This is a genomic window from Rathayibacter festucae DSM 15932 (assembly GCF_004011135.1).
GTDB lineage: Bacteria > Actinomycetota > Actinomycetes > Actinomycetales > Microbacteriaceae > Rathayibacter > Rathayibacter festucae.
Window position 1 is genome coordinate 1,001,995 of sequence record NZ_CP028137.1, and the last position, 23,934, is coordinate 1,025,928.

Consider the following 23,934-nt stretch of genomic DNA (forward strand, 5'->3'; position numbering starts at 1 on the left):
ATGACACAGCCCGCACAATCAGGCGACCAACAGGCAGGCGAAAAGCCCAAGAAGCTCCTCAATTCAGGGGTCGACCCTTCCGTGGGCGCTGCCACCCAGTTCAAGCCTGGCGTCTCGGGCAATCCTGCCGGTCGCCCCAAGGGCTCGATCAGCCTCAGTCAGCGTATCCAGCAGATGCTCAACGATGAGGACTTCGAGGCACTGCTGCCCGACCCGGAGCGTGGCTTCAAAGAGTTCCGTGGTGCGCCGGCCATCGCCATCATCAAGGCGGCGATCATCCGTGCTGCCACTGGCGACCTCAAGGCAGCGGACTGGCTCGCGAAGTACGGCTACGGAACGAAGATCGACATGGACGTCGACCTCAAGCAGGCACCGGTGCCGCTCCTGGTCGGCCTCGCTCCAGCAACTCTCACCGTCCTAGACGACGACGAGGACGATCCTGATGGCGGCAACACTCCAGCAGACGACGGCCCTCACTAAGATCAGCGGCCTCCGCCGGAGGCTCCGCATCATCCAGGGCGGCACGAGCGCGTCGAAGACGTTCTCGATCCTCGCGTACCTGATTCACACCGCGCAGTCGAACCCTGGGCTCGTCATCAGCGTGGTGTCCGAGTCGCTGCCTCACCTCAAGCTAGGTGCGATCCGTGACTTCCAGAACATCATGCGGATGCAGCACTACTGGGAGGAGGGCTCCTGGTCGCGCTCGGAGTTCGTCTACCGCTTCGACAACGACTCGATCATCGAGTTCTTCAGCGTGGACGACGCCAGCAAGGCGCACGGTCCGCGCCGAGACATCCTCTTCGTGAACGAGGCCAACAACGTGAGCTGGCCGATCTACCGCCAGCTCGCCGGCCGTACCCGCAAGGTCATCATCGTCGACTTCAACCCGGTCGGCTCGTTCTGGGCGCACGAGAAGCTGATGCCGCACCGCAAGCACGACTTCCTCAAGCTGACCTACCGCGACAACGAAGCGCTCGAGCCCGCCCTGGTCCGCGAGATCGAGGAGAACGGCCGGATCGACGAGAACTACCGCCAGGTCTACGTCCTGGGCAACGTCGGCCGCAACGAGGGGCAGATCATGACGAACTGGATCCACCTCCAGGCGATCCCGCCCGAAGCACGGCTGATGCGCCGCGGTCTGGACTTCGGCTACACCAACGATCCCACGGCCATCGTGGACGTCTACGAGTACAACGGCGGCTACCTCTGGGTCCTGATCGCTTACGCCAAGGGCCTCAGCAACGCGCAGATCGCGAAGCTCATCCTCGACCAGCCAGAGCAGGTGCTCGTCGTCGGGGACAGCAGCGAACCGAAGAGCATCGAGGAGATCAAGAGCTACGGGGTGCCGATCATCGGCGCGGTGAAGGGCGCGGACTCCGTGCTCAACGGCGTGGGTACTGTGCAGTCGCAGCAGGTCTACGTACTGGACCAGGACACCGATCTCATCAAGGAGGAGCGCAACTACCTCTGGAAGCTGGACCGCGACGGCCAGCCCATGAACGTGCCGCGCGACCTTTTCAACCATGCGATGGACGCCGGGCGTTATGCGATGACTGACCTAATTGTGAAACGCGTGGAGCCGATCGACGACTACGAAGATAGCGACGACGATAGCGAGTTCGCGGGATTGATGGACGAGAGCTTTTAGCGTACATTCAGTGGCAGATGGCATTATTCAAACGAAAAGAGTTGATGAAAGAAGTCGGTGAGTCCGGCACTCAAGTAGCGTCCGGTCAAATCATCGGCGAAGAGTACAACTGGAAGCTTCAGGGGGAGCAGGCTCTTCGTGTCTTCGACGAGATGCGCCGCAACGACGCCACGGTGAACGCCGCGCTGGACGCGCTCAAGTTCCCCGTCATCAGTGCCGAGTGGGACGTGGACGCCGCGAGCGAGGACGAGAAGGACATCGAAGTCCGCGACCTCGTGAAGGAGTGCCTGTTCAACCTCGTCAACTGGGCGAAGTTTTTGGATGAAGCCCTCACCTACCTGGAGATGGGCTTCTCTCTGTTTGAGATGGTCTTCGAGCCCCGCACGATCGACGGCAAGCTCCGCATCGCGCTGGTGAAGATCAGCTTCCGCAAGCAGACCACGATCAAGAGCTGGGAGATGGAAGGCGGCGGTGAGGGTGTGACTCAGGTCACCAACAACGGCCGGTTCTCCATCCCTGAGGTCAAGATCCTCCGCATCACGCACAAGCAGGAGGGTGACAACAGGGCTGGTCGCTCGCTGCTTCGGTCCGCGTACAAGCACTGGTACATCAAGGACAAGCTCTACAAGATCGACGCGATCGGCCACGAGCGCCAGAGCCTCGGCGTCGTTGAGATCACCACACCAGCCGGAGCGCAGAAGGCAGACAAGGACAAGCTCCGCCGTGCAGCGCGCAACCTCCGCGCCAACGAGAGCTCCTACATTGAGCACCCCGAGGGCTACGTTGTCGAGTTCATGGACATGAAGGCAGCGACGCTCAAGGACGTCGAGCCGAGCATCAACCACCACGACCGGCAGATCATGAAGAACGTCCTGGCTCAGTTCCTCGAGATCGGTGCGTCTGGGTCCAGCGGGACCAAGGGCGCGTCCGAGGACCACAGCCGGCTGTTCGACATGGGCACGCAGAACGTGGCCAACACCCTGCGCGACGCCGTGCAGCAGACGGCCGTGCGCCTGATCGTCGACCTGAACTTCACCGACGTGGAGTACCCGACCCTCCGCGTGGGCAAGACCAGCGACGAGAACTTATCCCTCATCAGTGAGGCCGTCACCAAGTACGTGACCGCTGGTGCCCTGCACCCGCGTGCCGGAGACGAGAACACGCTGCGTAAGTCGATCGGCTGGGAAGAGGTGGACGACGAGGAGCTAGCTGAGCTGTACGAGAAGCCTGAGCCGGTCGTCGTGAAGACCGAGGAGGCGGACGTCAAAGCTGACGCCACCGTCAAGGAACTGAAGGCGCTCAAGGCGAGCGTTGAGGCCGCGCTCTATGAGCCGTCAAGCAAGGCTGCTTAGCGCCCACGCGCACCTGACGGCCGCGATCCGCGAGAGCGAGCCCTGGGAGGCGAGCTACAAGGCGTCGCCGGCCACGTTCAAGCGGCTCGTGCGCGAGGAAGCCCTCCTGCAGGCCGACGTGAACGGTTACCTGCTCGGGCTGTCCGGGCGCATCCCTCAGATCGTGAACTGGGCCGAGGTGCAGTTCCGCACGGTCCAGGCGTCCGCCGTGCCGCCTGAGTCGGACGAGCTGTGGACCGTCGAGATCGCGTTGCTCACCGCGGCGATCCAAGACCACCTCGTCGAGCTGGCGGTGATCGGCGCGAACGCGGGGGAGGAGATCTACCTGCGACCGCTCGGGTTCAGCACACTCAGTGAGTCGATCCAGAGGGCAGCGGGCAAGTACACGGCGGAGCTGGTGAAGGACATCACTTCGACCACACGCCGCTACATCCAGCAGTCGATCCAGTCGAGCATCGCGCAGGGCGAGAACCTGGAGCAGATGACCGCTCGCATCCGTGCTCGGGTGGCAAACCCGAAGCGTGCCGAGATGATCGCGCAGACCGAGAGCGTGAACGCTTACCAGCGTGGCATCGAGGACTTCGCGGTCCAGTCCGGCGCCGAGAGCAGCACGTGGGACGCCCTGCTCGGCGCATGTCTCCTCTGTCGACCGCTCCACGGCGTGACGAAGCCACTGGGCGAGCTGTTCACCCTGGGCAACGGTGCCGAGGTCGCGCGCCCACCAGGTCACCCACGTTGCCGGTGCGGTCGCATCATCAACTACCCGAAATAGCGTTGACAGAACTGCCCCTCCACTTCATATTGAGGGCAGATATGGCAAGTAAAGCGGTACAACGACTAATCAAGATCTCGGCGGACGCCGACGGTAACGGACCAGCCGCTATTCACCTTATGAGCGCCGGCCACTGGCACACGCCGTGGCACGGTGCGTTCGAGATGACGACAAGCGATCTCGCCGACATGGTGACGAATTTCGAGTCCGGCGTTGGCCTCGTCGCGGAGAACAAGAACCGCGCACCGCTGAACTACGGCCATGATATGGGCGGCAAGGCTGCTGCCTGGATCACTGGCCTGTTCCTTGAGAACAACGGCACCGAGCTGTGGGGGAGCGTCAAGTGGACGCGAGAGGGCGCTCGCTCTCTCAATGAAGAGGAGTATGCGTACATCTCGCCTGAGTGGAACCCGCGGGACTTCCCGTGGGAGAACCCAGAGGTCGAGGGCGAGTTCGTGGACAACGTCTTCACCGGCGCTGCGCTCACGAACATCCCATTATTCAAGAAGCTGAAACCGGTCATGGCGTCTCGCGACGCTGGCGGCAGCGATAAACACAACGAAGGAGAATCTATGGATCTAGCCACACTACGTGCCAAGAAGGCAGACGAGCTGACCGACGAGGAGAAAGCATTCCTCGCTGAGCACAAGACAGAACTCACCGACGACGAGCGCACAGCGTTCGGACTTGTCGACGAGCCAGCAACGCCTGAAGCACCAGCAACGCCCGAGGAGCCTGCGACACCTGAGGAACCTGCACCCGCTGCTGGTCCTGTTCAGGCGAGCGCACACGGGCTCACCGCGTCACAGATCGCCCAGCTTCAGGCTGACGCGAAGGCTGGCCGCGAGGCACAGCAAGAACTGCTGAAGACGCGTCTCACCGCGTCCGTCAAGGCACACATCGAGCGCGGCGCGATCAAGAGCGACCAGCTCGACAGCGCGGTGTCTCTGCTCATGGCGTCTAGCGACAGCCAGCGCACGAGCCTGAGCGCGTTCCTCGAAGCGCTCCCTACCAACACGCTCATCGCATCAGCACCGAGCGGTGACGGTGGCGAAGCGGTCGCGGTCGAACTGACCGACGAGGACAAGAGCCTCGGCAGCGACTTCGGCAACACGCCGGAAGAGATCGCTGAGTACAAGAAAAAAGAAGCAGCCGCAGCGGCTGGTAAATAGGAAGGATCAAGTAAATGGCTAACTTAACAGCACCACGTCCAGACCAAAGGCAAGAAGGCATCCTTGTTGACGTCGATCTTGCCCCATCGACAAAGGTGTTCGCGGGGAGCATTGTCAACACAAACGCTGCTGGCTTTGCGAAAAAAGGATCAGACACAGCGGGGGAGAAATTCGCTGGTGTCGCGATGGAGACCAAAGACAGCGCGGGCACCCAGGACGTCGACAAATACGTTCGTGTCTGGAAAGAGGGAGTGTTCTCATTCCCTTGCACGGGTGCAACCCAAGCATGGGTGCAGCAAGACGTATTCGCAGTTGATGACAACGTAGTCGCTCTGGCAGCAACTACAACGAACGACGTTCGCGTTGGTCAGGTGGTGAAGTTCGTATCAGCAACTGAAGTGCGCGTAAAAATCTAAGGTCTAGGAAAGGAATCCACTAGATGACAGTTATCACCCAAGAGTTTCTGAAATCGTTGAATACGAACATCAACGTGACATGGCAGAAACGCTACGAGACCGCACCGAACGCGGACTTGTGGAAGAAGATCGCGATGCCGGTCAACAGCAAGAACACCAGTGAGAAGTATGCGTGGCTCGGCAACGTACCCGGACTGCGTGAGTTCAAGTCAGAGCGCATCCCTGGGACGCTCAGCAAGTTTGAGTACGAGATCACGAACAAAAAGTATGAATCGACTCTCGACGTCGACCGAGACGCGCTTGAGGACGACCAGACCGGTCAGATCATGATCGCGCTCAGCACGATGGCGACCAAGGCTGGGAAGCACTACACCCGCCTCGTGTCGAGCGCCTTCGACCTCGCCTTCACGACTCCGATCTTCGACGGCCAGAACTTCTTCGACGCGAACCACGCTGGCGGAGGCAACTACCTCGGCACAGCGAAGGACCTTAACGTCGCGAACCTCGACGCCGCTGAGCTCCTGCTCGCAGCGATGAAGGACGACCAGGACGAAGTGCTCGGCTACCAGGGCACAGCCCTCATCGTTGGCCCGGCGCTCGTAGCTGCGGCGAACAAGCTCGTGAAGAGCAAGACGATCGTCGAGGGCGGCGCTGCCGTCGACAACCCGTACTACGGCCGCTACGAAGTGATCGTGCTGCCACATCTCGGTGCGACGAGCAAGAAGTGGGCTGTCGCGAACCTCGGCGAAGGGCTCATGCCGTTCATCCTTCAGATCCGGGTAGCGATCAACCTGATCTCGAAGACCGACATCAACAGCGACCGCGCGTTCGACAAGGACATCTTCACTTGGGGTACACGCGCTCGTCACAACGCCGGCTACGGCAACCACCAGCTCATCGTTGGTGCGGTAGCGAACTAGGCGGTTGACCATGGCTGACTACAAGGTCACACTCCCATGGGACTTCCCGTACGACCAGCGCACCCGCGCTGGCGTCACGGTGACGAAGGCGTACGGCTACGAAGGCCCGCTCACCGCTGAGCAGGCCGATGAGATCGAGGCTGACGGTCAGTTCGTCGTCGAGCAGATCGAAGCCGAGCAGATCACGAAGCCCCTCACCAAGGCTGAGCTACTGGCTCGGGCCGAGACTGACGGGCTGACGCTCGACGTCACGAAGGACAACACCCGCGACGAGATCGTTGCGGCGATCGAAGCAGCGACGCAGGACTAGGACTTGTCTGGTTCGGAAGCCGGAGCACCCTCTTGATGGGTGCTCTTTCTGTATTCTCCGGGCTTACCGCTCAGCTTTTTCCTGACCAGATCAGACAAGTCACGCGCGGCGGTATTCGCTTTCGAGGCGACCTTGTCATCTTCTTTGTACGCAGTCGTCGCATTTTGGACCGCTTCCGCGTAATGAAGCGCGGCCAGCTGAATGTCCTCAGATGCTACCAAATCGATCGCGTATCGAAGCGCCCACATTTGCGGAAATTCTTCTAGAGCCTGTTTCTTCAACGCATTTGTTTCCTCCTCGCGCTTGCCCGTATCGTACACCGTCAGCTTTAACCCAAGAGTCTGGAGACCTTGGCCCGCGGCCATAAACTCGGCAACCGCCAGTCGCAGAGTGTCGTCGAAGCGCCGATCATCTTCACGTTCATATGCCTCAGCCCGCAACTTGTCCTCACGTATCTGTGTTTCTTTACGAAGCTTATCGTCGCGTCCGGCGCGAATGCGCTCGGTAGCAAACGAACTCAGAAAACCGATGAGCGCACCTGCTATCAAAGTGGCCAGCGAGCCAGCGATGCCGGCGAACCAGGGGTCGGCCTCACCCCCGACCATCTCTACTAGAAAAGGGCTCACGGTAGGTGTAGGAACAATAGATGTCATGATGATTCTTCAATAGGTGTGATCTGCCCCTGGGCAGAGGCGGGGTTTATAGGCGACCTTGCAACATCGGGCTCGGCTGATGAGTCCGGTTTCTGGCTTCCGAATGGCCGAGTATCAACGATAAGAAGCTCCGCTAGCTTCGCTTTCGGTAGAAGCTCCACTCCGAGTTCGTGGCGAAGGATGGAGATGAAGGCCTTTTGCGCCTTTTCGTGCGCGGCGACTGCCTCTGGAAGATCCTCGAAATTGCAAAAGAGAGAGTCACGGGCGGCGTCCCAAAGGATCGTTGCGGCCGACACGATATTAGGTTTTGCAACTATAGACAATGATGTGTAATTGTGGAATAGGCGACCGAGCGGCTCTTCTGCGCCTGGAAAAAGATCTCGGAAATCCTGTCTAAACTTGCTGTTCGTCAAGGGAGTCGGTTTGGTCATGTAGCGCGTCAGCAACAGCAGATCGTCGGACGCCTTAAGGTAAGTCGCTCCAAGTTCTCTTACAGTCGGGGACCACCTGAGAGCATCCTCTCGTTTTCGCTTTAGGCGATCATCGAGTAGTTTCAAACCGAAGCCGAAGGCTGTACCGCCCAATGCAAATGCACCTGAAATAAATGGGATAAGAGCTGGGTCCATTGTCCGAATCACTTCTTCCCATAATCGGGCTTGCGGGCTATATTAATGAGTAGATGCAATTCCCTACTCACAAGAATCTGGCGCAGTCGTTCCTGGCATCAGTGCCAGCAAATCGCACGTCGGGAATGAACTTCACGGTCGCTCCCGGCGATGGTTTCCTCTTTGCTCCCGACATGCCTGTGACTCTAGCGCCGTACGGCAAGGACCCGAGCTCCGACAACGCCGAGATCGCGCGCATTACCTCTGTCAGCGGAGACAACGTCGTCCTCGCGCGTGGGACAGAAGGCTCACTCCCGAAGATCGTGCAGGTTGGGTGGGTGATCGCCGGCACGGTGACAGCGGGCACTCTCGAGGCGATCGAGGATGCGGTCCTGACGAAGGCGGACCAGACCTACGTCGACGAGCTCGTTGATGGGCTCGACCTACGCGGCGATGTCCGCACCGTCGCCGGCCGCACAGGCAACGTCGTCCTCTCCAAGGCCGATGTCGGCCTCAACCTGGTCGACAACACGTCTGACGCAGCGAAGCCCGTCTCCGCGGCCACACAGACGGCTCTGAACGCAAAGTACAACGCGAGCAACCCGGCTGGCTACGTCGATGCCTTCCAAGCCGGTGCATCCGCGCCCGTTCAGTCGGTCGCGGGCAAGCAAGGCGCAGTCACCCTCGCGAAGGGTGACGTGGGGCTCGGCAACGTGGACAACACGAGCGACGCGAGCAAGCCGGTGTCAGCGGCGACGAGCAGCGCACTGGCGCTCAAGGCACCGCTGGCTTCACCAGCGTTCACCGGAACGCCGACCGGCATTACGAAGGCGCACGTCGGTCTGGGAAGCGTGGATAACACCACCGACGCAGCCAAGCCGGTCAGCACGGCGCAAGCGACAGCGATCAACCTGGTTTCGACACGGCTGCGGACAGTGACGGCGACGGTGGGACCTTCTGGCTCGGACTATCCGAGAGCTTCGTACGCGCACATGTCAGCTGCAATCAATGCCGCTATCACGGCAGTGAATAGTGCGGGGGGCGGTGTCGTGCAGGTGAGGGGTCAATGGCTAGCAGCTGACCTGACGGGTGCGATAAGTATGAGATCGAACGTGTGGCTACGTGGGGAAGGTTACGGCACGGTCCTGCAAATGGGTGGGGGAGGTGGACGTACGATCAATCTCAGCGGTATCACCAACGCGCGCATCTCGGACCTGAGGATTGACGGAAGCCAAATGGCGTCGAGCGATGGTTCGATAATCGTGTCCAACTGCGACAACATCTCCATCGACAATCTATGGTCCCTTGATAATCTTGGCCCGGCCATCAAACTGGTGGCATCAGGTGGGGGCACATACGGAAAGATCACAATCGATCGGTGCACCCTAACTTCAGGGGGATATGGTGACACGATCTTTGGTGGTCCGAGCGATGCGTCGTCTGTGCTCTCGGAGGTCACGATCACGCGTTGCTTTATTCGGCAGGGCCAACTAGGTATCTTCAACTCTCGTTCGGCGATCAACACAGTTGCGATGCACAAAAATCTCATTCAGGGCAACACTGTCGAGGGGAACATCACCGCGGGAGGTGAGAAGATACCGCACTACCACACGTCGATCGTCGGCAATATCGTAAGCGCGGCTCAAAATTCAATAGGCGCAAACATCACCGTCTTTTGTGATAGCAACGCGGGGGAAACTGACGAGAGTAAGTATATAAACATCGTCAGTAACCAGGTGATCGGCGGGCGAGTATACGTCCAAGGTCAGGACATCCCGCTTTACCAGACGAGCAGAGTTATTGTCGTAGGAAACAACATTGAAGGGATCAAAGACGCTGGAACTGACTCGAACAGAGGCCTCGAGTTCCAATATCTCAGAGATGTCGTCGTATCTGACAACATAGTAGACGGTTCTGCTCGAGGCGTGTTTCTCTATGCGTGCGATTCGGTAAGCTTCAACAATAACAAGGTGCTCAACTGCGATACCAACCTGTATCTGAGCGCAGGTGCTGGGGCGAGCACGAACCTCACCTACTTCAATAATACTGGAATGGATAACAGCGCAGTTACGGTACCTGATGATGCGTACGGCAGCGGCTGGAATGGATCACTCGAAGTCCCCACAAAGAATGCGATCTATGATCGAATTGAGAGTTCGTCCAGCGCTCCTACCGGATCTGCGGGCGGGGACCTGGGTGGTACGTATCCAAACCCTACGACTCCGACAGCTGTACATCTCACCGGATCCGAGACAATAACCGGAGTCAAATCGTTCTCAGTACCACCTTCTCTGACAGGTTTGAACGACGCAAACGGCTTGCCGATATTCTCGACTCCCGGAGTGGCATCAGCGGTCAACTACCTAAGTCTGTCAAACGCGGGGGCGGGAGGCTATCCGACGTTACTTCCGCTCGGAACCGACACTAATATCGGAATCACTCTGCGAACCAAGGGCAATGGGTCGTTCATCTTTCGGCCCGGTACAGATTCCATCACTGCCGTTCAGTACAAGAATGCTGCAAATGTGACTATGGCTAGTATCGACTCTACTAATCAGCGATTCGCTATCGGCATGTCAGCCGCTCCCACTTCAACTCTTCAGTCGGGTGGGTCCTTCGCTACCGCCGTCTCTGCTTCAGCATTGACATCAGCAACGACCATGACGGGAACTCAGTGCTCTGTCGAGCTGAACACGACCGCCACCCAGACGCTGCCCGCCCTCGCGACCTGTCAGGGCCGCATGTACGAGTTCGTCAACATCAACGCAGCCGCCGCGACCATCAAGGGCAACGGCACCGAGCTGATCGGCAACGTGACGACGGCCAACACCTACACGCTGCCGTCCGGCTCAGCGGTCACGCTCAAGGCCTTCCCGTCCGCGTGGAGGGTCGTCTGATGACGTACAACCCGAACGCGGACAGCGTGATCTTCTCCCAGACGGTCAACAAGACCATCACCAACACCGTCTCCGAGACGAGCCTGCTCGGCGCTGGCGTCGGCTCGAACCTGATCAAGGCCAACGCGCTCACGGTGGGCAAGCGCATCCGCATCCACGGCGAGGGGATCTACTCAACACCCCTCATCGGTTCGTCGCTCACCATCCGGGTCAAGCTCGGGGGAGTGGTCGTCGCATCCGTCCTGACGTCAGCGCTGCTCGCCAGCGCGGTGAACAAGGCCTGCACCTTCGACTGCCTCATCGTGGTCCGCGAGGTCGGCACGGCCGGCAAGGTGATCGTGGGCGGTGAAGCGTCGTACTCCATCGGCGCGAGCAAGTTCTTCCAGGACATCGACAACGCCGGAGCGATGACGACGATCGACACGACGGCGGACATGTCGCCGGACGTGACGGTGCAGTGGGACGCCGCCAGCACGAGCCGCTCGATCACGAGCACCATCGCGACCGTCATGGTCGTCTAGCCCGCTACGGTGAGCGGGTGGATGAGTTCTGGGGCGGAGTCTCTGAGTGGCTGACCGGCACGCCAGACATTCGGCAGTGGGACTGGGGCTCTACTGCTGACTGGGTGACGGGTCTGCTCACAGCGGTGGCCGTACTGATCGCCGCGCAAGCATTCCGTCACGACCGGATGCTCAACGCGCAGTCACACGCACGCCAACTCCGCATGCGATCAGTGATCAATCGGGACGATGATCCGTGGACTCACTCGATCCGCATCGACAACTTCTCCGAGGATCTCTTCACTGATGTATCCATCATCTTTGACGTAGATCGGTATCGCCGTAAGAGCGCCCGTCGCGCCTGGAAAAGGTTGACGAGCATGATGTGGACGGAGACGCTCGAACGGATTCAGGCGAGAGACGTTAGCCTCTGGCAGGGTCTGCGCATCTACTACGAGGTGCGTCGCAGGACGCCGATCTTCGGTGTCGATCGGGTGAGAGATCTCGAGGCACCCAACGGTTACGAGTTGATGCTCCCCATTGGTGACGGCGCGAAAGTGACTGTTGTCACCTACCGCGACATTCGGGGGCAGACGTGGGGGTGGGATCTTCGTCGGAACCGTTTCCTGTCCAAGCGCCGGTTGACCAAGCTGCAACTTCATGCCAACGAAATTATCAACGCGATCGAGAAGCGCGCGACAGCTTCACCGCCCAAATAGCCCCTTTCGTTTCTTTGGTGCACTGTTGGCCTTCGCTGACGCGTACTCGGCAGCACGTGCTGTCCGCTCTTTCTCGCGCAGGCTTGAGTAGGCGTCATCTGCCAGGCCGCCAGCACCCCAGCCGCTGAACTGCGAGATGTAAAGCATCTCCCACGTGCTGACACAGTTGGCTAGCGGATCGACTTGCGTCGAAAAACCGAGGCGTGACCCGTTCGGCTTCATACCGTGGCCAGCCTTGATCCGTTCAGCCCGCAGCTTGTCGAGCTTAGTAAGCTTCGCCGTTCGCTTGCGATGTCGTCGTGCTCTGGCCGCTGCAATCATCTGTTCGGGATCGCGCCCGTGCACGTCGTGGCCGCTGCCAATCAGCGCGACGACGAGGACCAGGATCATGAAGCCGGTGAACATCATCATGTAGTCGGCGGGGCCGAAGGGGTACTCCTCGTCACCAGAGTTGATCGGCGGGTACGCGATGAGAAGGCCAGTGGTTGCTGCTGCGAACGTGAGGACCAGCCACTTGAGCACGAGACTTCCTGGAGTGAACGCCTTGCGGTAGACGCGGAGCCGTTCGGCCTGCTCGACGACACTCTGCTCCAGCATCTCCTTCTCGTGGCCGTCAGGGAGCCCAGAAGCGATCGTGATGTCGCTCTTGATGCGCCGCGTCCAGCGAGTGCCAGCGTCGTAGTAGGGGAGGACGCCGAACAGGATGGTGGCGACGACGGCTGGGGTGATCAGCCACGCGAGGAACTCCATGTCCTGATGGTAGGGGCCGAGACGACGGAAGGCGCTACGGTGAGCGCGTGGATGAGCTTCTTGCAGGGCTGGGCAAGGCGATCGGTACGATGGAGCTCGGTTCTGTCGCCGATTGGGTTACTGGTCTGCTTACAGCGCTCGCGCTTTTTGTCGCGATTCGGGTGTTTCAGCAAGACAAGCGCAATCGAGAGCGTGCACAGTCGCTTCTGTTAAAGTCTGCGCGCGGGTTCGAAACAGGGGACATCCTCAAATTCAGATATAACTTCGTTTTCGAAGTGCAGAATAATTCCCAGCTGCCATTCACTGATGTATGGCTCTACTATCGTCCCAGTCCAACTGAATTGTTCGAGCGCGTCAATGACTACAGATCGCAGGCCAGCGATGAATGGGACGCCACTGGAATGACCCTGTTTCGATTTTTCCCGTGGTTCCGTGATTACTTAAAGGATTACCCTCGCTACGCTTCTAAGAAGCTAGGAACGATTCCTGCCGGAGAAGCCGCAATATTTGTTCTGCCGGATCATGCTGGCACGAAGACACGAATAATCGACTTTCGCGATGCAGAGGGCCGTCAGATGTCAAAGATAATCGGGACAAACCGTTTCGTTTCTCAGCGCCGGATGCGCTCCATCCGCAATCACGGTCGCTATATTAGTTCCGATGTTCGGGTTGATCTTATTCTGAAGTGACTGGCAATGGTCGGTAGCTAGATCACCCATTGCAAAATGCTTTCAGGTTGTCTATAAGTAGTGCCAAGCATGAAGCTCATCTGCGCCGCATCGTTCGTGGTAGGAACGCCCTCGTGATGGGCTCTTTTGCATTCGGCTCGTTCAGCTTTGCCTCCTACCGTCGCATCACCGCCGCGCGCGCTCTCGCAGAGCACACGTTGAGCATCACCCTGCTCCCAGACACACCCGCGCTAACCGTAATCAGGTCCTCGTGACCGAAGGCACCACATGGCAACAACCCTCAAGATCCAGTCATTCGTCGAGAGCAACATCCGTGAGCGCGGGGAGCTAGCTGCTGCCGCACCGGCCGGAGCAACATCGCTCACGGTCCGCAGCACCGAGGGCTTCTTGCCTGGGCACACCATCTACGTCGGAGCGCTCAGCCGTGAGGGCTGCGAACGCGTGGTCATCGCCAACGCTACTGATCCGACCGTGCTCACCCTGCTCACGCCGCTCACGCTGAACCACTCGCAGTTCGAGCCGGTGACGTCCGTCGTGGGCGACCTGATCCACATCTACCGTGCGGCGAATATCGACGGCTCCGTGCCGGCCGACGACTTCTTCACTGTCCTCGCCACGCGAAACATCGATCCTGACCAGCTCTCGAGCTTTTACACGGACGCTGGCGGCTCAAGTGCGTTCTGGTACCGCTCGACCTACTACAACGCCACGACGAACGACGAGACGGCTTTGTCCAACTCGGAGCCCGTGCGCGGCGATGACTTCGGTCACTACGCGACCATCGCCGCGATCCGCTCCGAGGCAGGGTTCAGCGGCGCCACCAACTTGAGCGACCTCGACGTCGACCAGCAGCGCCGTGCGGCAGAGACGGAGATCAACTCCACGCTGTCGCTGGCCTACACCGTGCCGTTCAAGCCGGTACCCGACGCCATCCGTGTCCTGACCGAGAAGCTAGCCGCTGCCATGCTGCTCACGAACGCCTACGGCGACGTGAACCCGTACGCGCTGCGACTCAAGGACGCACGCGCCGCGGTGACGGCTCACGCCTCAAGCGGTGCCTCGATAGTCGACGAAGACGGCAACAGCCTCAACACTAACGAGGGGGTGTCCAGCAACTTCGGTGACGAGCCCAACATGTTCACCGTGAAGCAGAGGTGGTAGCGATGACCCAGATCGTCGTTTCTGTCCAAGGCGGTGAGGAGCTCGCTCGACGCATCCGGAAGTTTGGATCGTCCATCCTCGATCTGTCCGACGCCATGAACGACGTCGGTGACTACCTCGTCGGGTTCTTCTCGGGCGAGGTCTTCGTGTCTCGCGGTGGTGTCATCGGCAAGCCGTGGCAGCCGCTCAGCGACGCCTACGCCCTCGAGAAGGCGCACGAGTTCCCGGGCCGGCCGGATCTGATCCAGAGCGGCGACATGAACGAGGGGTTCCGCTTCACGGCGACGCGCAACTCGGTGGGCTTCTACAACACCCAGGACTACTTCTACTTCCACGACGAGGGCCGCGGTGTGCCCGAGCGCAAGATGATGGACGTCGACCGCACTCGCCTGACGAAGATCGGCCAGTTCATCGCGCAGGACCTCGATCGCAAGATGAGGCGCGCTGATGTATAGCGACACCGTGGTCCGCGTACTCAACCTGATGGAGCGCACCTTCGGCTCCACCTTCAAGAAGTACTTCGACGACGACCCAGGAGCTATCGCAACGTTCGACCTCCCCTGCGTGGTCGTGACGGAGCTGAGCGACGTGACCGAGGGTGCCGCGTTCGGCCAGGACGACGTCACTGAGTCGATCATGATCAAGCTCGTCTTCAACAAGCGCGACGGCTACGCCAACGACAAGGTCGAGGAGGTGGTGTTCAACCAGCGCGAGATTCGCAAGCTGGTTGGCGCCCGTGACCCGCTCACCGGCCGGTTCCTCGACCGCACCGTCAAGGGAGCGATTCGCCAGTACGTCACCGAGGGGGTCACCTCCGTCTCGGACGCGATGAACACCGAGTACGGCGTCGCCCCGCGATCGAACGGGGTCACAACGCTCGAAGCGCATGTGACATTCACGCTGCGTTACTCCGTCGATATCGTCGAGCACGAGTAGTCCTGTTCAAAAGGCGCGCATTGTTCTAAATTGAAATCATGGTAAAGAGCAAATCCACAGTACAAGCGTCAGAGGAGGTGCAAACCTACTTCTTCCCTGAGACTGGTGTGTCTATCGTGGCAACGTCTTACGAGGAAGCCCTCGAAGAATATGAATCAACAAAGAAAGGGGTAGGTGATGCCAACTAGCGATCAATACATAGCGCGACGTGAGGCCATCGGCCTCGGAATCGAAGCAACGCCGGGGACACCCGTCGCACCGCAGTTCTGGCTCCACTGGCTCACCCAGGGCATCCAGCCGAAGAAGACCACGGTCGAGAACGAGAGCGCCATGGGCGTCGTCGACCGTGTGAACGACAGCCAGATCACAGCGAAGTGGGTCGAAGGAACGATCGGCGGCAAGGTCACCGTGCAGAGCGTCGGCGCGATGCTGCTCGGCATGTTCGGCAACGTCAGCACGGGCGCAGCCGTCTCAGGCGTGTACCCGCACACGTTCAGCAACAGCCAGTCGAGCATCCCGAGGACGCTGACGACGTGCATCGTGTCACCGCTCGCCTCCAAGCGACACCCGTACACGACGTTCGACAACCTGGAGATCACTGCCGAAGCCGGCGGGTGGGTCGAGGTGTCGAGCGCGGTCAAGGCGCGCATCGGCACGACGTCGACAGAGACGGTCGCCCTGGCATCTGAGACGGAGTTCACCAGCAAGCACGTCACCCTCAAGGTGGCTGCGAACACCGGAGCACTGGCCGCTTCAACAGCGGTCAAGGCGAACCGCGTAGCTCTGACTCTCGAGCGCACGTCTGAGGCGTTCTTCCCACTCGGCACGGACGACGCGCCTGAGTTCGATCGTGGCGCCTTCGAGGCACGCGGTGAGTTCGTCGTGCGTCTAGGGGACACCCAGTACGAGGACGACTTCCTGACCAACGTGGCGAAGGCGATGAGCATCACGATCGCGAACGGCAACGACAAGCTGACGTTCACCGCATCGAAGGTCCGCTACCGCGAGCTGGAGCTCACCCGCGACCGCGACGCCGTGGTCACCGCGACGGTCCAGTTCTTCTGTGAGTTCGACACAACGACGAACAGCTCGATCACTTGTCTATTGAACAACACGCGAGCGACGTACGCAGCGGCTTAGTAATGGCAGGCGCTGAGTACGACAAGATAGGGCCCTCCGGGGCTCTTTTCTTTTGAGGCGCGGTGTGAGTAAATAACGTCAAATAAGTGAAAGGGTTCTATGGGACTGAATATTGTTGCGCATCGAAAAGTAAGCTTGAAGGGTTTCGCCGAAGGGTGGGACGACTGCTATGTCAGGGTACGAGCAGTAAACGAGTTACAGCGAACTGAGATGGTCGAGAAACTCACAGCGGCGAAGGACGACGACACCAAGCTTGCCGGTCTGGTTCGTCAGGCTTGCATTGATGCTACTCAGGACGGCGTGATCATGAATACGGACGATGAGGGCGTCGCGATTCCCTACCAGTTCGGCAAAAGCGAAGTGCCTGACGTGATTGACGCGATGAACCTCTCCTGGCAAAACGAAATCATGTCAGTGGCGACGGGATCCGACCGTTTAAAAGCGGTGACCTCGAGTCTTTAGAGGATCAGTACCGAAACTTCATCGTGCGGGGCATGCACCAAACGGTCTCGCCTGAGGTGTTGGATGACCTCTTCGCGTTCCGATACCGGCACGAATTTAAGCTTTCTGTTGAGGAGTTCGAGCGCGAGCCGTGGCAGGCGCTCTGGCAAGCAAGAACGATCTGGTCGCTAGAAGATGAGCGTGCTAAATTGGAAAAAGAGAAAGCGGCAATAACCAAATAACTTAATAGCGCCGTCGCGAGTTCCATTGAGTGGCCAACAAGATCAACATCGTCATCAGCGCAGACGACAAAGCTTCAAAGCCGATCCGCGGTGTTGCAGACGAGCTGGACAACGCGACAGGTAGCTCGGGTCGCTTGAGCAGTGCGCTTGGATCACTTGGCGGAGTGCTGGGCACTACCGCTGTCGCTGCGGGCGGTTTCGCGATCGCCGGCGCAGGCGCGGGCATAGCAATCGGGTTCGGGTTCAACAGTGCTGTCGAACAGGCCACGACGAAGCTCCAAGCCTTCATGGGTGACAACGAGCGCGTAGCTAAGACGCTCGACTGGGTGAAGCGCGAAGCGGCGCTCACGCAGTTCAGTTTCACCGACATGGCGGACGCTGCAGCCAACCTGACGCCGGTAGCGAAGTCCTCCGGGACCTCGCTTGAAGATCTCGTAAAGCAGGCCGAGGTTCTTGCCGCCGTCAATCCAGCCGAGGGACTGACCGGAGCGACCTTCTCGCTTCGCGAGGCTCTGTCCGGTGACTGGGTGTCGATCATCGACCGCTTCAACCTGCCGCGAAAAAGGATCAACGAGCTCAAAGAGCAGGGTGTTCCTGCGATGGAGATCATCAGCAAGACGCTCGGTGAGATGGGTATCAACTACGACCTTGTTGAGAAACAGGGCAAGACCGTCAGTGCTCGATTCGACCAGGTGAAAGACAAGCTGGTCATGATGGCGGGTGAGGCGACGAAGCCGATCTTCGACCGTGTATCGGAGTCGCTGAGTGCGCTCGGCTCATTTGACTACGGCTCACTCGGAAAGAGTCTTTCAGGAGTCATGTCGGGAGCCATTACACAATTCGATAACTTCGTGATCTCTGTGCGTGACGTATCCAAGCAAGTCGGTGAATACTTGATGCCGAAGCTGACCAACCTCTGGACAAAAGTCAAGCAAGACCTGATGCCCGCCCTCGACGATCTGTGGAAGAACGTCATCGCACCGTTGGCGCAGGCGATCGGGGTCGGGCTGGTCGGGGCGTTCGGACTTGCTATAGATGCGATCACTCTTGCGATGCCGATCGTCTCGGGCTTGATCACCTTTCTGTCCGACAACACCTGGATTATCTGGGGAGTGGTCGGAGCGGTGGTCGCCTTCAAAAGCGCAATGGCTATTGAGGCTGCTGTATCAGCCTTTACGGCCAGCATTGCCATCATGACCGGCGGTAGCGGCCTGGGAGGGCTCCTAACAACATTCCTGACTACGAAGGCCGCAATGCTGCTGCCGATCGCTCTTCCTGCGATCGCTGTCGGAGCCGCGATCGCCGCGATCGCCCTGGTGAAGCAAGCGCACGACGAGATGACTCGTGCAGTCGAAGGTCAGCAGGCTTCTATTCGGACCTCGCTCGATGCCACGCAGACCGCACTCAACCGGAACGTGCAAGTGCAGTCGTCTGGTGTCTACTCGCTGGAGACGAAGCAGCGCTTCCAGGCCGCCACAGACAGCATCATCAACATGAACAAGAAGGCCATCGGCACCAACTTCGCAGCCGGTGGCACCACTCTCGTCGGTGAGCACGGACCCGAGCTGGTCAACCTACCGGCCGGCTCTCAGGTCACTCCTGCGTGGAAGACCGCCTCTCAGGCCTCATCAGAGGGCGCAGGAGCGCCTTCGATCACCATCAACGGGAACGTCATCCTTCAGAACGCTGCCGCCGTTGACAGCTTCTTCAAACAGGCCGATCAGGCGCAGCGGTTCGCCCGCATGGGGATGGCGTGATGGCGATCCAACTCTCCTACGGCGCGCTGAACCTCCAGACCCTTCCGATCACTTCGGTTGAGTCAGACGTGTGGAGCCCGGCGCAGAAGAACATCCAGACCGAAACGCTCGCGCAGAGTGACGGCTCGGTCTACGTCCGCGACTCGCTGGAGACCAAGACGTTCACCGTCTCGGGCTGGATCCGAGCGGCGACCATCGCAGAGCTCGACGCTGCACTGGACGCCCTCTACCTAGGTCTCGCTCCGTCCCAGCAGCCGTTCGAGATCGACAACGGAACCGGCAAGCGCCGCTACATCGCGACCGCTCAGATGCCGCTCATCTCCCGCGCCAAGGGCCAGACCAGCGCGGGCTTCTCGATCGCGTTCACCGTGCCATCTGGAGTCGGCCAAGACCTGACCGAGCGCTATCTCATCCAGGGGTACCCGATCACCGCCGCTAGCCAGGCGATACCGATCGCCGTAGGCGGGACGTACAAGACGCAGCCGTCTTTGCGCCTCGAGCTGACCACCGTGGCCGGATCTGGAACACGTACCGTCACGATCACGAACGGGACATCCCTTCGAGGCATGGCCATCACCCGCACCTGGGCGAACGGCGACATCGTGGAGATCGACTCCCTGAACCAGACCGTCTACGTCAACAGCATCTCAACGCCGTTCAGCGGCATGTTCCCTCAGTGGGGGCCAGGAGTCGGCGTCATCAACTACCTGGATGACTTCACCAGCCGCAGCGCCAATCTAACTGCTCGCTACACGCGGCGCTGGTTGTAGACCATGGCGGTCCAGTACGTCCAAGGTGCGGTCAGTCCAGCCAACGGATACCAGGTCACGAACACCGTGACGGTTCCGGGAGTGACCGCAGGGAACACCCTCCTCTTGTTCATCGCTGGGGGAGACGAGGCGGAGTTTCTGCAAGCCATCGCAGACGACCGGGGGAACGAGTGGATCAAGATCCGCAGCCGGTTCTTCCAGCGAGGGCAGCAGCTCTGGCTCGCTCGCAACTCCAAGGCCGGCACGACGGTCGTCACCGCGTACGCGAAGGTGAGCGGAGGGGTCTCGCAGTTCAACGCGATGGCCATGACCGTGCGCGAGTACTCGGGGGCGCACGGCACGAGCCCGATCGCGGGCATCAGCTTCGACGACGACGGAGCCTTCCTTCAGACCCACCAGGGCAAGGTCACCAACCCGGTTGATGGCTCTCGCCTGGTGGCGGTCTACGCAGGGAGCAATGGAGCTTCCTCCTACTCAGTGAGCGGGACCGGTGTCAACCTGACGACGGCGAACAACGGTGCATTCACCGGCTCAGCTGTCCTGGATGCGCCAGCAGCGCTCGCGGGGATGGAGTACGGCGTCCAGATCGACTCGACCGAGTACATGCGGGGAACAACGTGGGGGATCGTCCTGCGACCGGCTGGCGATCCGGTCCCTTCGGGTCTCCTGCCTGACACCTCAGAGCGTGGCTACATCTACAAGATCTCGAAGCCTGACGGCACGTACATCGGCGTCTGGCGCGATGTGATCGATGACCTCCAGTTCACTCAGCAGATCAACACACCGGGGACGACGACAAAGGTCCGGCTTGGCCGCTCGGCCGAAAACACGATGGAGATGCGAGCGCCGCTGACAGACCACCTCGGCAACGCCTACACCGACCACAACGGTGCTCCCTACTTCGTCACGACGCAGACGGCCAACTCGATCGGTCCTGACACCGACGTGGAGAACGGGCTCATCGTGGAGGTCTTCGCTACCTACGGTCACTTCGAACCCTTGACCGACCACATGGGACGTCCATACACCGACAGCACCGGCCAGCCCTACATGGTGAGCACCGGAGCCCCTGTCGGTCGGCGGATCTTCACCGGGAAGGTCATCGACTACGAAGCGGTCTACGGTGCATCCGTCGGCGTGACCGTCACCATCGCCTCGCACGGCATGGAGCTGACGAAGAGCGAGGTCATCAAGAACGGCTCGGCCACCACCGTCAGCTACTCGACGACGGCCATCGAAGCGATCGTGAAGAGCGTGCTCGACACCAACCCTGGGCGGATCGGCTACTCGTCGGACTCGATCAACAGCACCGGCGTCTCGATCACCACCAAGTTCAGCCTCAATACGAAGCTGGAAGGTATCAAGAGCGCCTTCGACCAGACCGACGCCGGCTGGTACTGGTTTGGCAACCCGGCAGACAACCTGCTCTACTTCAAGCCGCGCTCCGTCACGCCGGATCACACGTTCAACTTGGGCATCCATCTGACGGACGTCTCAATCAAGAAGTCCGCGGAGGATCTGAGGAACAAGATCTACTTCGTCGGGGGAGACACCGGCGGAGGCGTGATCCTCTACAAGGTGTACCAGGACGCAGGCGCTATCGCTGACCACGGTCTCGGCGTCTACCGCATCACGGACCGACGCTTCACCCTGGCGTCATCAGCGCAGCGGTATGCCAACAAGATCATGAGCAGATTTGCTCGGCCGATCTTCACCTCAACCATAGAAATATCAGCGGCGAAGTACGACATCGAGACGATCCAGGTCGGACACATAATCGGATTCCGCAACTTCGGGAACTACGTCGACTCGCAAGTGATGCAGGTCGTCTCCCGCCGTTACCTCCCTCACAAGGTCGTGCTCGAACTCGGTGAACTGCTGGACGAACAGCGCAACATCGTCTCTGATCTTGAAGAGGAGTTGTCAAATGAACAATACCAGCAACTACCAACATCGCCGTCTTGATGCTAAATTAAGGCTATAAAGGAAAACTTCACATGGTACAGATCCCCGATCAAGCATCGAAAAGCAACGCAGCCGCATCGGACCTAGTCTTGATTCGCGACGTGTCATCGAACACGGACAAAAAGACAACTGTTCTTGGCCTGAGTGCCGGGCTCAACTCCCGTACTGTCGATGCCAACGGCTGGACTGTCTTCGATAATGGAACGTGGAAAGAGTACGAGAAGAAGTTCACCGGTGGGAGCGTTGGTGGTTCTGGCTCTGGGTCGATTGCGAACGTCATCCCCGGCTTGAACTTTCCAACGGGCGTGTCCCCGGCGTCTGGCAAGTGGAGCATCACGATTGCACCGAGCGCCTTTGCCACACAGGCGTTCATCAACCCAGAGTTGGACCTGGATTCGACCTCGCTAACCTACACCTGGGCATGTCACGCCTACCGTGTAGCGGGAGCAAACCCTGTTCCCTTCTCCGTCACTGTGCGAGGTCGCGTTTAGTGATGGCAGCTCCGACCAACTCTGACATCTACCAGAAGTTGATTGAGATCACCACTAGTCAGGCCGTGCAGCAGGCTCAGCTGGATCGTGTCGAGACGCAGGCAATCAAGACGAACGGTCGCGTCAACAAGATTGAGGAGTGGCAGACCGGCCTTGTCGCCGTCGCTGCGTTCCAAAAGGAGCACCCGAGCCAGGGAGCTCAGACGATCAACGCGCCGAACGCCACCACGGTCCAGGTCGTGCCCAACAAGTGGTTTCAGTCCGAGAAGCTGGTTGGCGCGGTCGTCGTGATCCTGACCGTCCTGGCTGGTGTGCTGGCCGTCACCTTCGGGGTCAACCAATGATCGGCCTGTCTGTGCTGCTCATGATCCGCCTAATTCCGTACGCCTACAGCGCTGTGGTCGCGACGCGGAAGGGATACAAGTGGCTAACCGCGTTCGCCGTGTACCTGATCGTGGTGGCTGTGATCAACATCGTCTTTGCCCCCGACAGTGACGTTCGCGCGCTGATGGCAGTGGGGTCATGTGCTCTCCTACTTTTGCACGTCAACGACATCCCTTCTCGCCGAGGGGAAAAGTGATGCAGAACATCTTGTTCCCGATGCGGGTGATGAACATTACGACGAAGGCAGGTGAAGGGACGCACGTTGGAAGCAACGCGATTGATGTCGCGGGTTCTAACCCTGGTATTGAAAGCGCATTCGCTCCATTCACCGGAGTGGTTCGGAAGGTCTGGCCGAACGGCAACACCGTGTGGCTCGAAAGTGTTGAGCCGGTTCAGTTTGCCGACGGACGCCAGGACTACGCAGTAGTGAGCCTGACGCACGACAACTCAGTCACAGACCTTCCTGTAGGACGTCGCATCGAACAGGGCGAAGAGTTCTACCAGGAAGGAACGGCAGGGAACGCCACCGGCAACCACATCCACCTAGAGATCGGGGTCGGCAGGTTCACTGGCACGGGGTGGCACCAGATCGCAAATGGGAACTGGGTGATCAACAACTCATACCCGGCAACGTCAGCATTCTTCCTAGACGGGACTACGGTGCTCAACGGCGGAGGTTACGAGTGGAAAACGCTAACAGGAGACGACGACATGATCACGAAAGACGACGCAGATCTGCTGCGGATCATCAACTCAGAGGTGAAGGGTTATCCCTTCGATGAAACACACGCGGGTCAGTTCGATAACCAGGAACTCAACGGCTGGGTCGGACGAAGCTGGCGTCAGCTAGTCCGGGAGGGATGGGCGGCGTCAGGCGGGTTCCGCGATATTCGCAAGGGAGCCTTCGACTTCACCAGAAAGTTCCAACCGATCATCGCCGAGCTAGAGGCCCGACCGAAGGAGGTCGTGGTTGAGAAGCCGGTTGAGGTCATACGGGAAGTGATCAAGGAAGTCCCGGTCGACCGGATCGTGGAGAAGGAAGTCATCAAAGAAGTGAACGTGAGCGACGCAGACCGGACAGCCGGCGAGCTGCTACTCGCGGGATTTAAGAAGCTCTTCGGAGCAAAGTAAGGAGTTTTATGACAACAAGCAAGGCAATCGCAGGAGCAATCGTTGCGCTCGTAGCAGCTCTACTAACTAAGTACGGGATCAGCGTCCTACCGGAAGTGAACGCTGCACTGGAC

26 protein-coding genes are annotated in these 23,934 nt (G+C 59.6%); 23 read left to right on the forward strand and 3 right to left on the reverse strand.

Annotation, left to right across the window (positions count from 1 at the left end):
• The 8 genes from C1I64_RS04740 to C1I64_RS04775 are packed head-to-tail and all read left to right on the forward strand — an operon-like array spanning position 1 to position 6,590.
• Positions 1-480, forward strand: a complete 480-nt coding sequence (locus tag C1I64_RS04740) for a DUF5681 domain-containing protein (RefSeq protein ID WP_127886370.1) — start codon at positions 1-3, stop codon at positions 478-480.
• A complete protein-coding gene (locus tag C1I64_RS04745) occupies positions 443-1,648 on the forward strand; it encodes a PBSX family phage terminase large subunit (protein WP_127886371.1) in 1,206 nt (401 codons plus the stop codon). Before C1I64_RS04740 ends, C1I64_RS04745 begins: the two co-directional genes overlap by 38 nt.
• 17 nt (positions 1,649-1,665) lie before the next feature.
• On the forward strand, positions 1,666-3,000 hold the full coding sequence (locus tag C1I64_RS04750) for a phage portal protein family protein (protein ID WP_127886372.1): 1,335 nt from the start codon (positions 1,666-1,668) through the stop codon (positions 2,998-3,000).
• Positions 2,975-3,772 (forward strand): phage minor head protein, encoded by a 798-nt coding sequence (locus C1I64_RS04755; protein ID WP_127886373.1) that lies wholly within the window; start codon positions 2,975-2,977, stop codon positions 3,770-3,772. Before C1I64_RS04750 ends, C1I64_RS04755 begins: the two co-directional genes overlap by 26 nt.
• Before the next feature lie 41 nt (positions 3,773-3,813).
• The gene (locus C1I64_RS04760; protein ID WP_164874440.1) at positions 3,814-4,944 is read left to right on the forward strand and encodes a phage protease; all 1,131 of its coding nucleotides are present in this window, start codon (positions 3,814-3,816) and stop codon (positions 4,942-4,944) included.
• 14 nt (positions 4,945-4,958) lie between these two features.
• Complete coding sequence (locus tag C1I64_RS04765; protein ID WP_127886375.1) at positions 4,959-5,360, forward strand: hypothetical protein; 402 nt, start codon at positions 4,959-4,961, stop codon at positions 5,358-5,360.
• Positions 5,361-5,383: 23 nt separating this feature from the next.
• Entirely contained in the window at positions 5,384-6,280 is an 897-nt protein-coding gene (locus C1I64_RS04770) for a Mu-like prophage major head subunit gpT family protein (RefSeq protein WP_127886376.1), read from the forward strand.
• A gap of 10 nt (positions 6,281-6,290) precedes the next feature.
• Positions 6,291-6,590 carry a hypothetical protein gene (locus C1I64_RS04775; RefSeq protein ID WP_127886377.1) on the forward strand — a complete coding sequence of 100 codons (300 nt, stop codon included), beginning with the start codon at positions 6,291-6,293 and terminating at the stop codon, positions 6,588-6,590.
• Here C1I64_RS04775 and C1I64_RS04780 read toward each other — a convergent pair.
• Both C1I64_RS04780 and C1I64_RS04785 read right to left on the reverse strand, forming a co-directional pair.
• Positions 6,587-7,243, reverse strand: a complete 657-nt coding sequence (locus C1I64_RS04780; protein ID WP_127886378.1) for a hypothetical protein — start codon at positions 7,241-7,243, stop codon at positions 6,587-6,589. The two genes, C1I64_RS04775 and C1I64_RS04780, sit on opposite strands and share 4 nt — an antisense overlap.
• Positions 7,240-7,869: a hypothetical protein gene (locus C1I64_RS04785; RefSeq protein ID WP_127886379.1), complete on the reverse strand. Its 630-nt coding sequence runs from the start codon at positions 7,867-7,869 to the stop codon at positions 7,240-7,242. The genes C1I64_RS04780 and C1I64_RS04785 overlap by 4 nt, the downstream gene beginning before the upstream one ends.
• A gap of 53 nt (positions 7,870-7,922) precedes the next feature.
• On the opposite strand from C1I64_RS04785, the gene C1I64_RS04790 reads away from it, so the two are divergent.
• From C1I64_RS04790 to C1I64_RS04800, 3 genes are read left to right on the forward strand one after another with little or no spacing between them, the layout of a single operon-like run.
• Entirely contained in the window at positions 7,923-10,745 is a 2,823-nt protein-coding gene (locus C1I64_RS04790; protein ID WP_127886380.1) for a right-handed parallel beta-helix repeat-containing protein, read from the forward strand.
• The gene (locus C1I64_RS04795) at positions 10,745-11,266 is read left to right on the forward strand and encodes a hypothetical protein (protein WP_127886381.1); all 522 of its coding nucleotides are present in this window, start codon (positions 10,745-10,747) and stop codon (positions 11,264-11,266) included. The genes C1I64_RS04790 and C1I64_RS04795 overlap by 1 nt, the downstream gene beginning before the upstream one ends.
• Positions 11,267-11,283: 17 nt before the next feature.
• Positions 11,284-11,964 (forward strand): hypothetical protein, encoded by a 681-nt coding sequence (locus C1I64_RS04800; protein WP_127886382.1) that lies wholly within the window; start codon positions 11,284-11,286, stop codon positions 11,962-11,964.
• Here C1I64_RS04800 and C1I64_RS04805 read toward each other — a convergent pair.
• Positions 11,950-12,714, reverse strand: a complete 765-nt coding sequence (locus C1I64_RS04805; RefSeq protein WP_127886383.1) for a hypothetical protein — start codon at positions 12,712-12,714, stop codon at positions 11,950-11,952. The genes C1I64_RS04800 and C1I64_RS04805 overlap by 15 nt on opposite strands.
• A gap of 47 nt (positions 12,715-12,761) precedes the next feature.
• Between C1I64_RS04805 and C1I64_RS04810 the strand changes: the two genes are divergently transcribed.
• The 12 genes from C1I64_RS04810 to C1I64_RS20315 all read left to right on the forward strand — a co-directional run bounded on the left by C1I64_RS04810 (position 12,762) and on the right by C1I64_RS20315 (position 23,821).
• The gene (locus C1I64_RS04810; RefSeq protein WP_127886384.1) at positions 12,762-13,403 is read left to right on the forward strand and encodes a hypothetical protein; all 642 of its coding nucleotides are present in this window, start codon (positions 12,762-12,764) and stop codon (positions 13,401-13,403) included.
• A 267-nt stretch (positions 13,404-13,670) separates the two neighbouring features.
• On the forward strand, positions 13,671-14,564 hold the full coding sequence (locus C1I64_RS04815) for a hypothetical protein (protein ID WP_127886385.1): 894 nt from the start codon (positions 13,671-13,673) through the stop codon (positions 14,562-14,564).
• 2 nt (positions 14,565-14,566) lie between these two features.
• A complete protein-coding gene (locus C1I64_RS04820) occupies positions 14,567-15,019 on the forward strand; it encodes a phage virion morphogenesis protein (RefSeq protein WP_127886386.1) in 453 nt (150 codons plus the stop codon).
• Positions 15,012-15,500 carry a hypothetical protein gene (locus C1I64_RS04825; RefSeq protein ID WP_127886387.1) on the forward strand — a complete coding sequence of 163 codons (489 nt, stop codon included), beginning with the start codon at positions 15,012-15,014 and terminating at the stop codon, positions 15,498-15,500. Before C1I64_RS04820 ends, C1I64_RS04825 begins: the two co-directional genes overlap by 8 nt.
• 177 nt (positions 15,501-15,677) lie before the next feature.
• Positions 15,678-16,640, forward strand: a complete 963-nt coding sequence (locus C1I64_RS04830) for a phage tail tube protein (protein ID WP_127886388.1) — start codon at positions 15,678-15,680, stop codon at positions 16,638-16,640.
• A 210-nt stretch (positions 16,641-16,850) separates the two neighbouring features.
• Positions 16,851-17,102 carry a hypothetical protein gene (locus tag C1I64_RS04835; protein ID WP_127886389.1) on the forward strand — a complete coding sequence of 84 codons (252 nt, stop codon included), beginning with the start codon at positions 16,851-16,853 and terminating at the stop codon, positions 17,100-17,102.
• 250 nt (positions 17,103-17,352) lie between these two features.
• The gene (locus C1I64_RS04840) at positions 17,353-19,080 is read left to right on the forward strand and encodes a hypothetical protein (protein ID WP_127886390.1); all 1,728 of its coding nucleotides are present in this window, start codon (positions 17,353-17,355) and stop codon (positions 19,078-19,080) included.
• Positions 19,080-19,850, forward strand: a complete 771-nt coding sequence (locus tag C1I64_RS04845; RefSeq protein ID WP_127886391.1) for a phage distal tail protein — start codon at positions 19,080-19,082, stop codon at positions 19,848-19,850. Before C1I64_RS04840 ends, C1I64_RS04845 begins: the two co-directional genes overlap by 1 nt.
• Before the next feature lie 3 nt (positions 19,851-19,853).
• Positions 19,854-21,815 (forward strand): hypothetical protein, encoded by a 1,962-nt coding sequence (locus C1I64_RS04850; RefSeq protein WP_127886392.1) that lies wholly within the window; start codon positions 19,854-19,856, stop codon positions 21,813-21,815.
• Between the two features lie 32 nt (positions 21,816-21,847).
• Positions 21,848-22,306: a hypothetical protein gene (locus C1I64_RS04855; RefSeq protein ID WP_127886393.1), complete on the forward strand. Its 459-nt coding sequence runs from the start codon at positions 21,848-21,850 to the stop codon at positions 22,304-22,306.
• A gap of 2 nt (positions 22,307-22,308) precedes the next feature.
• A complete protein-coding gene (locus C1I64_RS04860) occupies positions 22,309-22,650 on the forward strand; it encodes a hypothetical protein (protein ID WP_127886394.1) in 342 nt (113 codons plus the stop codon).
• Positions 22,651-22,882: 232 nt separating this feature from the next.
• Positions 22,883-23,821 (forward strand): M23 family metallopeptidase, encoded by a 939-nt coding sequence (locus C1I64_RS20315; RefSeq protein WP_208645086.1) that lies wholly within the window; start codon positions 22,883-22,885, stop codon positions 23,819-23,821.
• The last annotated feature ends 113 nt before the right edge of the window (positions 23,822-23,934 follow it).

Bases quoted from the DNA above. Each gene is read 5' to 3' on its own strand.
- C1I64_RS04740 (WP_127886370.1), top strand. From the start codon at position 1: ATGACACAGCCCGCACAATCAGGCGACCAACAGGCAGGCGAAAAGCCC.
- C1I64_RS04745 (WP_127886371.1), top strand. From the start codon at position 443: ATGGCGGCAACACTCCAGCAGACGACGGCCCTCACTAAGATCAGCGGC.
- C1I64_RS04750 (WP_127886372.1), top strand. From the start codon at position 1,666: ATGGCATTATTCAAACGAAAAGAGTTGATGAAAGAAGTCGGTGAGTCC.
- C1I64_RS04755 (WP_127886373.1), top strand. From the start codon at position 2,975: ATGAGCCGTCAAGCAAGGCTGCTTAGCGCCCACGCGCACCTGACGGCC.
- C1I64_RS04760 (WP_164874440.1), top strand. From the start codon at position 3,814: ATGGCAAGTAAAGCGGTACAACGACTAATCAAGATCTCGGCGGACGCC.
- C1I64_RS04765 (WP_127886375.1), top strand. From the start codon at position 4,959: ATGGCTAACTTAACAGCACCACGTCCAGACCAAAGGCAAGAAGGCATC.
- C1I64_RS04770 (WP_127886376.1), top strand. From the start codon at position 5,384: ATGACAGTTATCACCCAAGAGTTTCTGAAATCGTTGAATACGAACATC.
- C1I64_RS04775 (WP_127886377.1), top strand. From the start codon at position 6,291: ATGGCTGACTACAAGGTCACACTCCCATGGGACTTCCCGTACGACCAG.
- C1I64_RS04780 (WP_127886378.1), bottom strand. From the start codon at position 7,243: ATGACATCTATTGTTCCTACACCTACCGTGAGCCCTTTTCTAGTAGAG.
- C1I64_RS04785 (WP_127886379.1), bottom strand. From the start codon at position 7,869: ATGGACCCAGCTCTTATCCCATTTATTTCAGGTGCATTTGCATTGGGC.
- C1I64_RS04790 (WP_127886380.1), top strand. From the start codon at position 7,923: ATGCAATTCCCTACTCACAAGAATCTGGCGCAGTCGTTCCTGGCATCA.
- C1I64_RS04795 (WP_127886381.1), top strand. From the start codon at position 10,745: ATGACGTACAACCCGAACGCGGACAGCGTGATCTTCTCCCAGACGGTC.
- C1I64_RS04805 (WP_127886383.1), bottom strand. From the start codon at position 12,714: ATGGAGTTCCTCGCGTGGCTGATCACCCCAGCCGTCGTCGCCACCATC.
- C1I64_RS04815 (WP_127886385.1), top strand. From the start codon at position 13,671: ATGGCAACAACCCTCAAGATCCAGTCATTCGTCGAGAGCAACATCCGT.
- C1I64_RS04820 (WP_127886386.1), top strand. From the start codon at position 14,567: ATGACCCAGATCGTCGTTTCTGTCCAAGGCGGTGAGGAGCTCGCTCGA.
- C1I64_RS04825 (WP_127886387.1), top strand. From the start codon at position 15,012: ATGTATAGCGACACCGTGGTCCGCGTACTCAACCTGATGGAGCGCACC.
- C1I64_RS04830 (WP_127886388.1), top strand. From the start codon at position 15,678: ATGCCAACTAGCGATCAATACATAGCGCGACGTGAGGCCATCGGCCTC.
- C1I64_RS04835 (WP_127886389.1), top strand. From the start codon at position 16,851: ATGGTCGAGAAACTCACAGCGGCGAAGGACGACGACACCAAGCTTGCC.
- C1I64_RS04845 (WP_127886391.1), top strand. From the start codon at position 19,080: ATGGCGATCCAACTCTCCTACGGCGCGCTGAACCTCCAGACCCTTCCG.
- C1I64_RS04850 (WP_127886392.1), top strand. From the start codon at position 19,854: ATGGCGGTCCAGTACGTCCAAGGTGCGGTCAGTCCAGCCAACGGATAC.
- C1I64_RS04855 (WP_127886393.1), top strand. From the start codon at position 21,848: ATGGTACAGATCCCCGATCAAGCATCGAAAAGCAACGCAGCCGCATCG.
- C1I64_RS04860 (WP_127886394.1), top strand. From the start codon at position 22,309: ATGGCAGCTCCGACCAACTCTGACATCTACCAGAAGTTGATTGAGATC.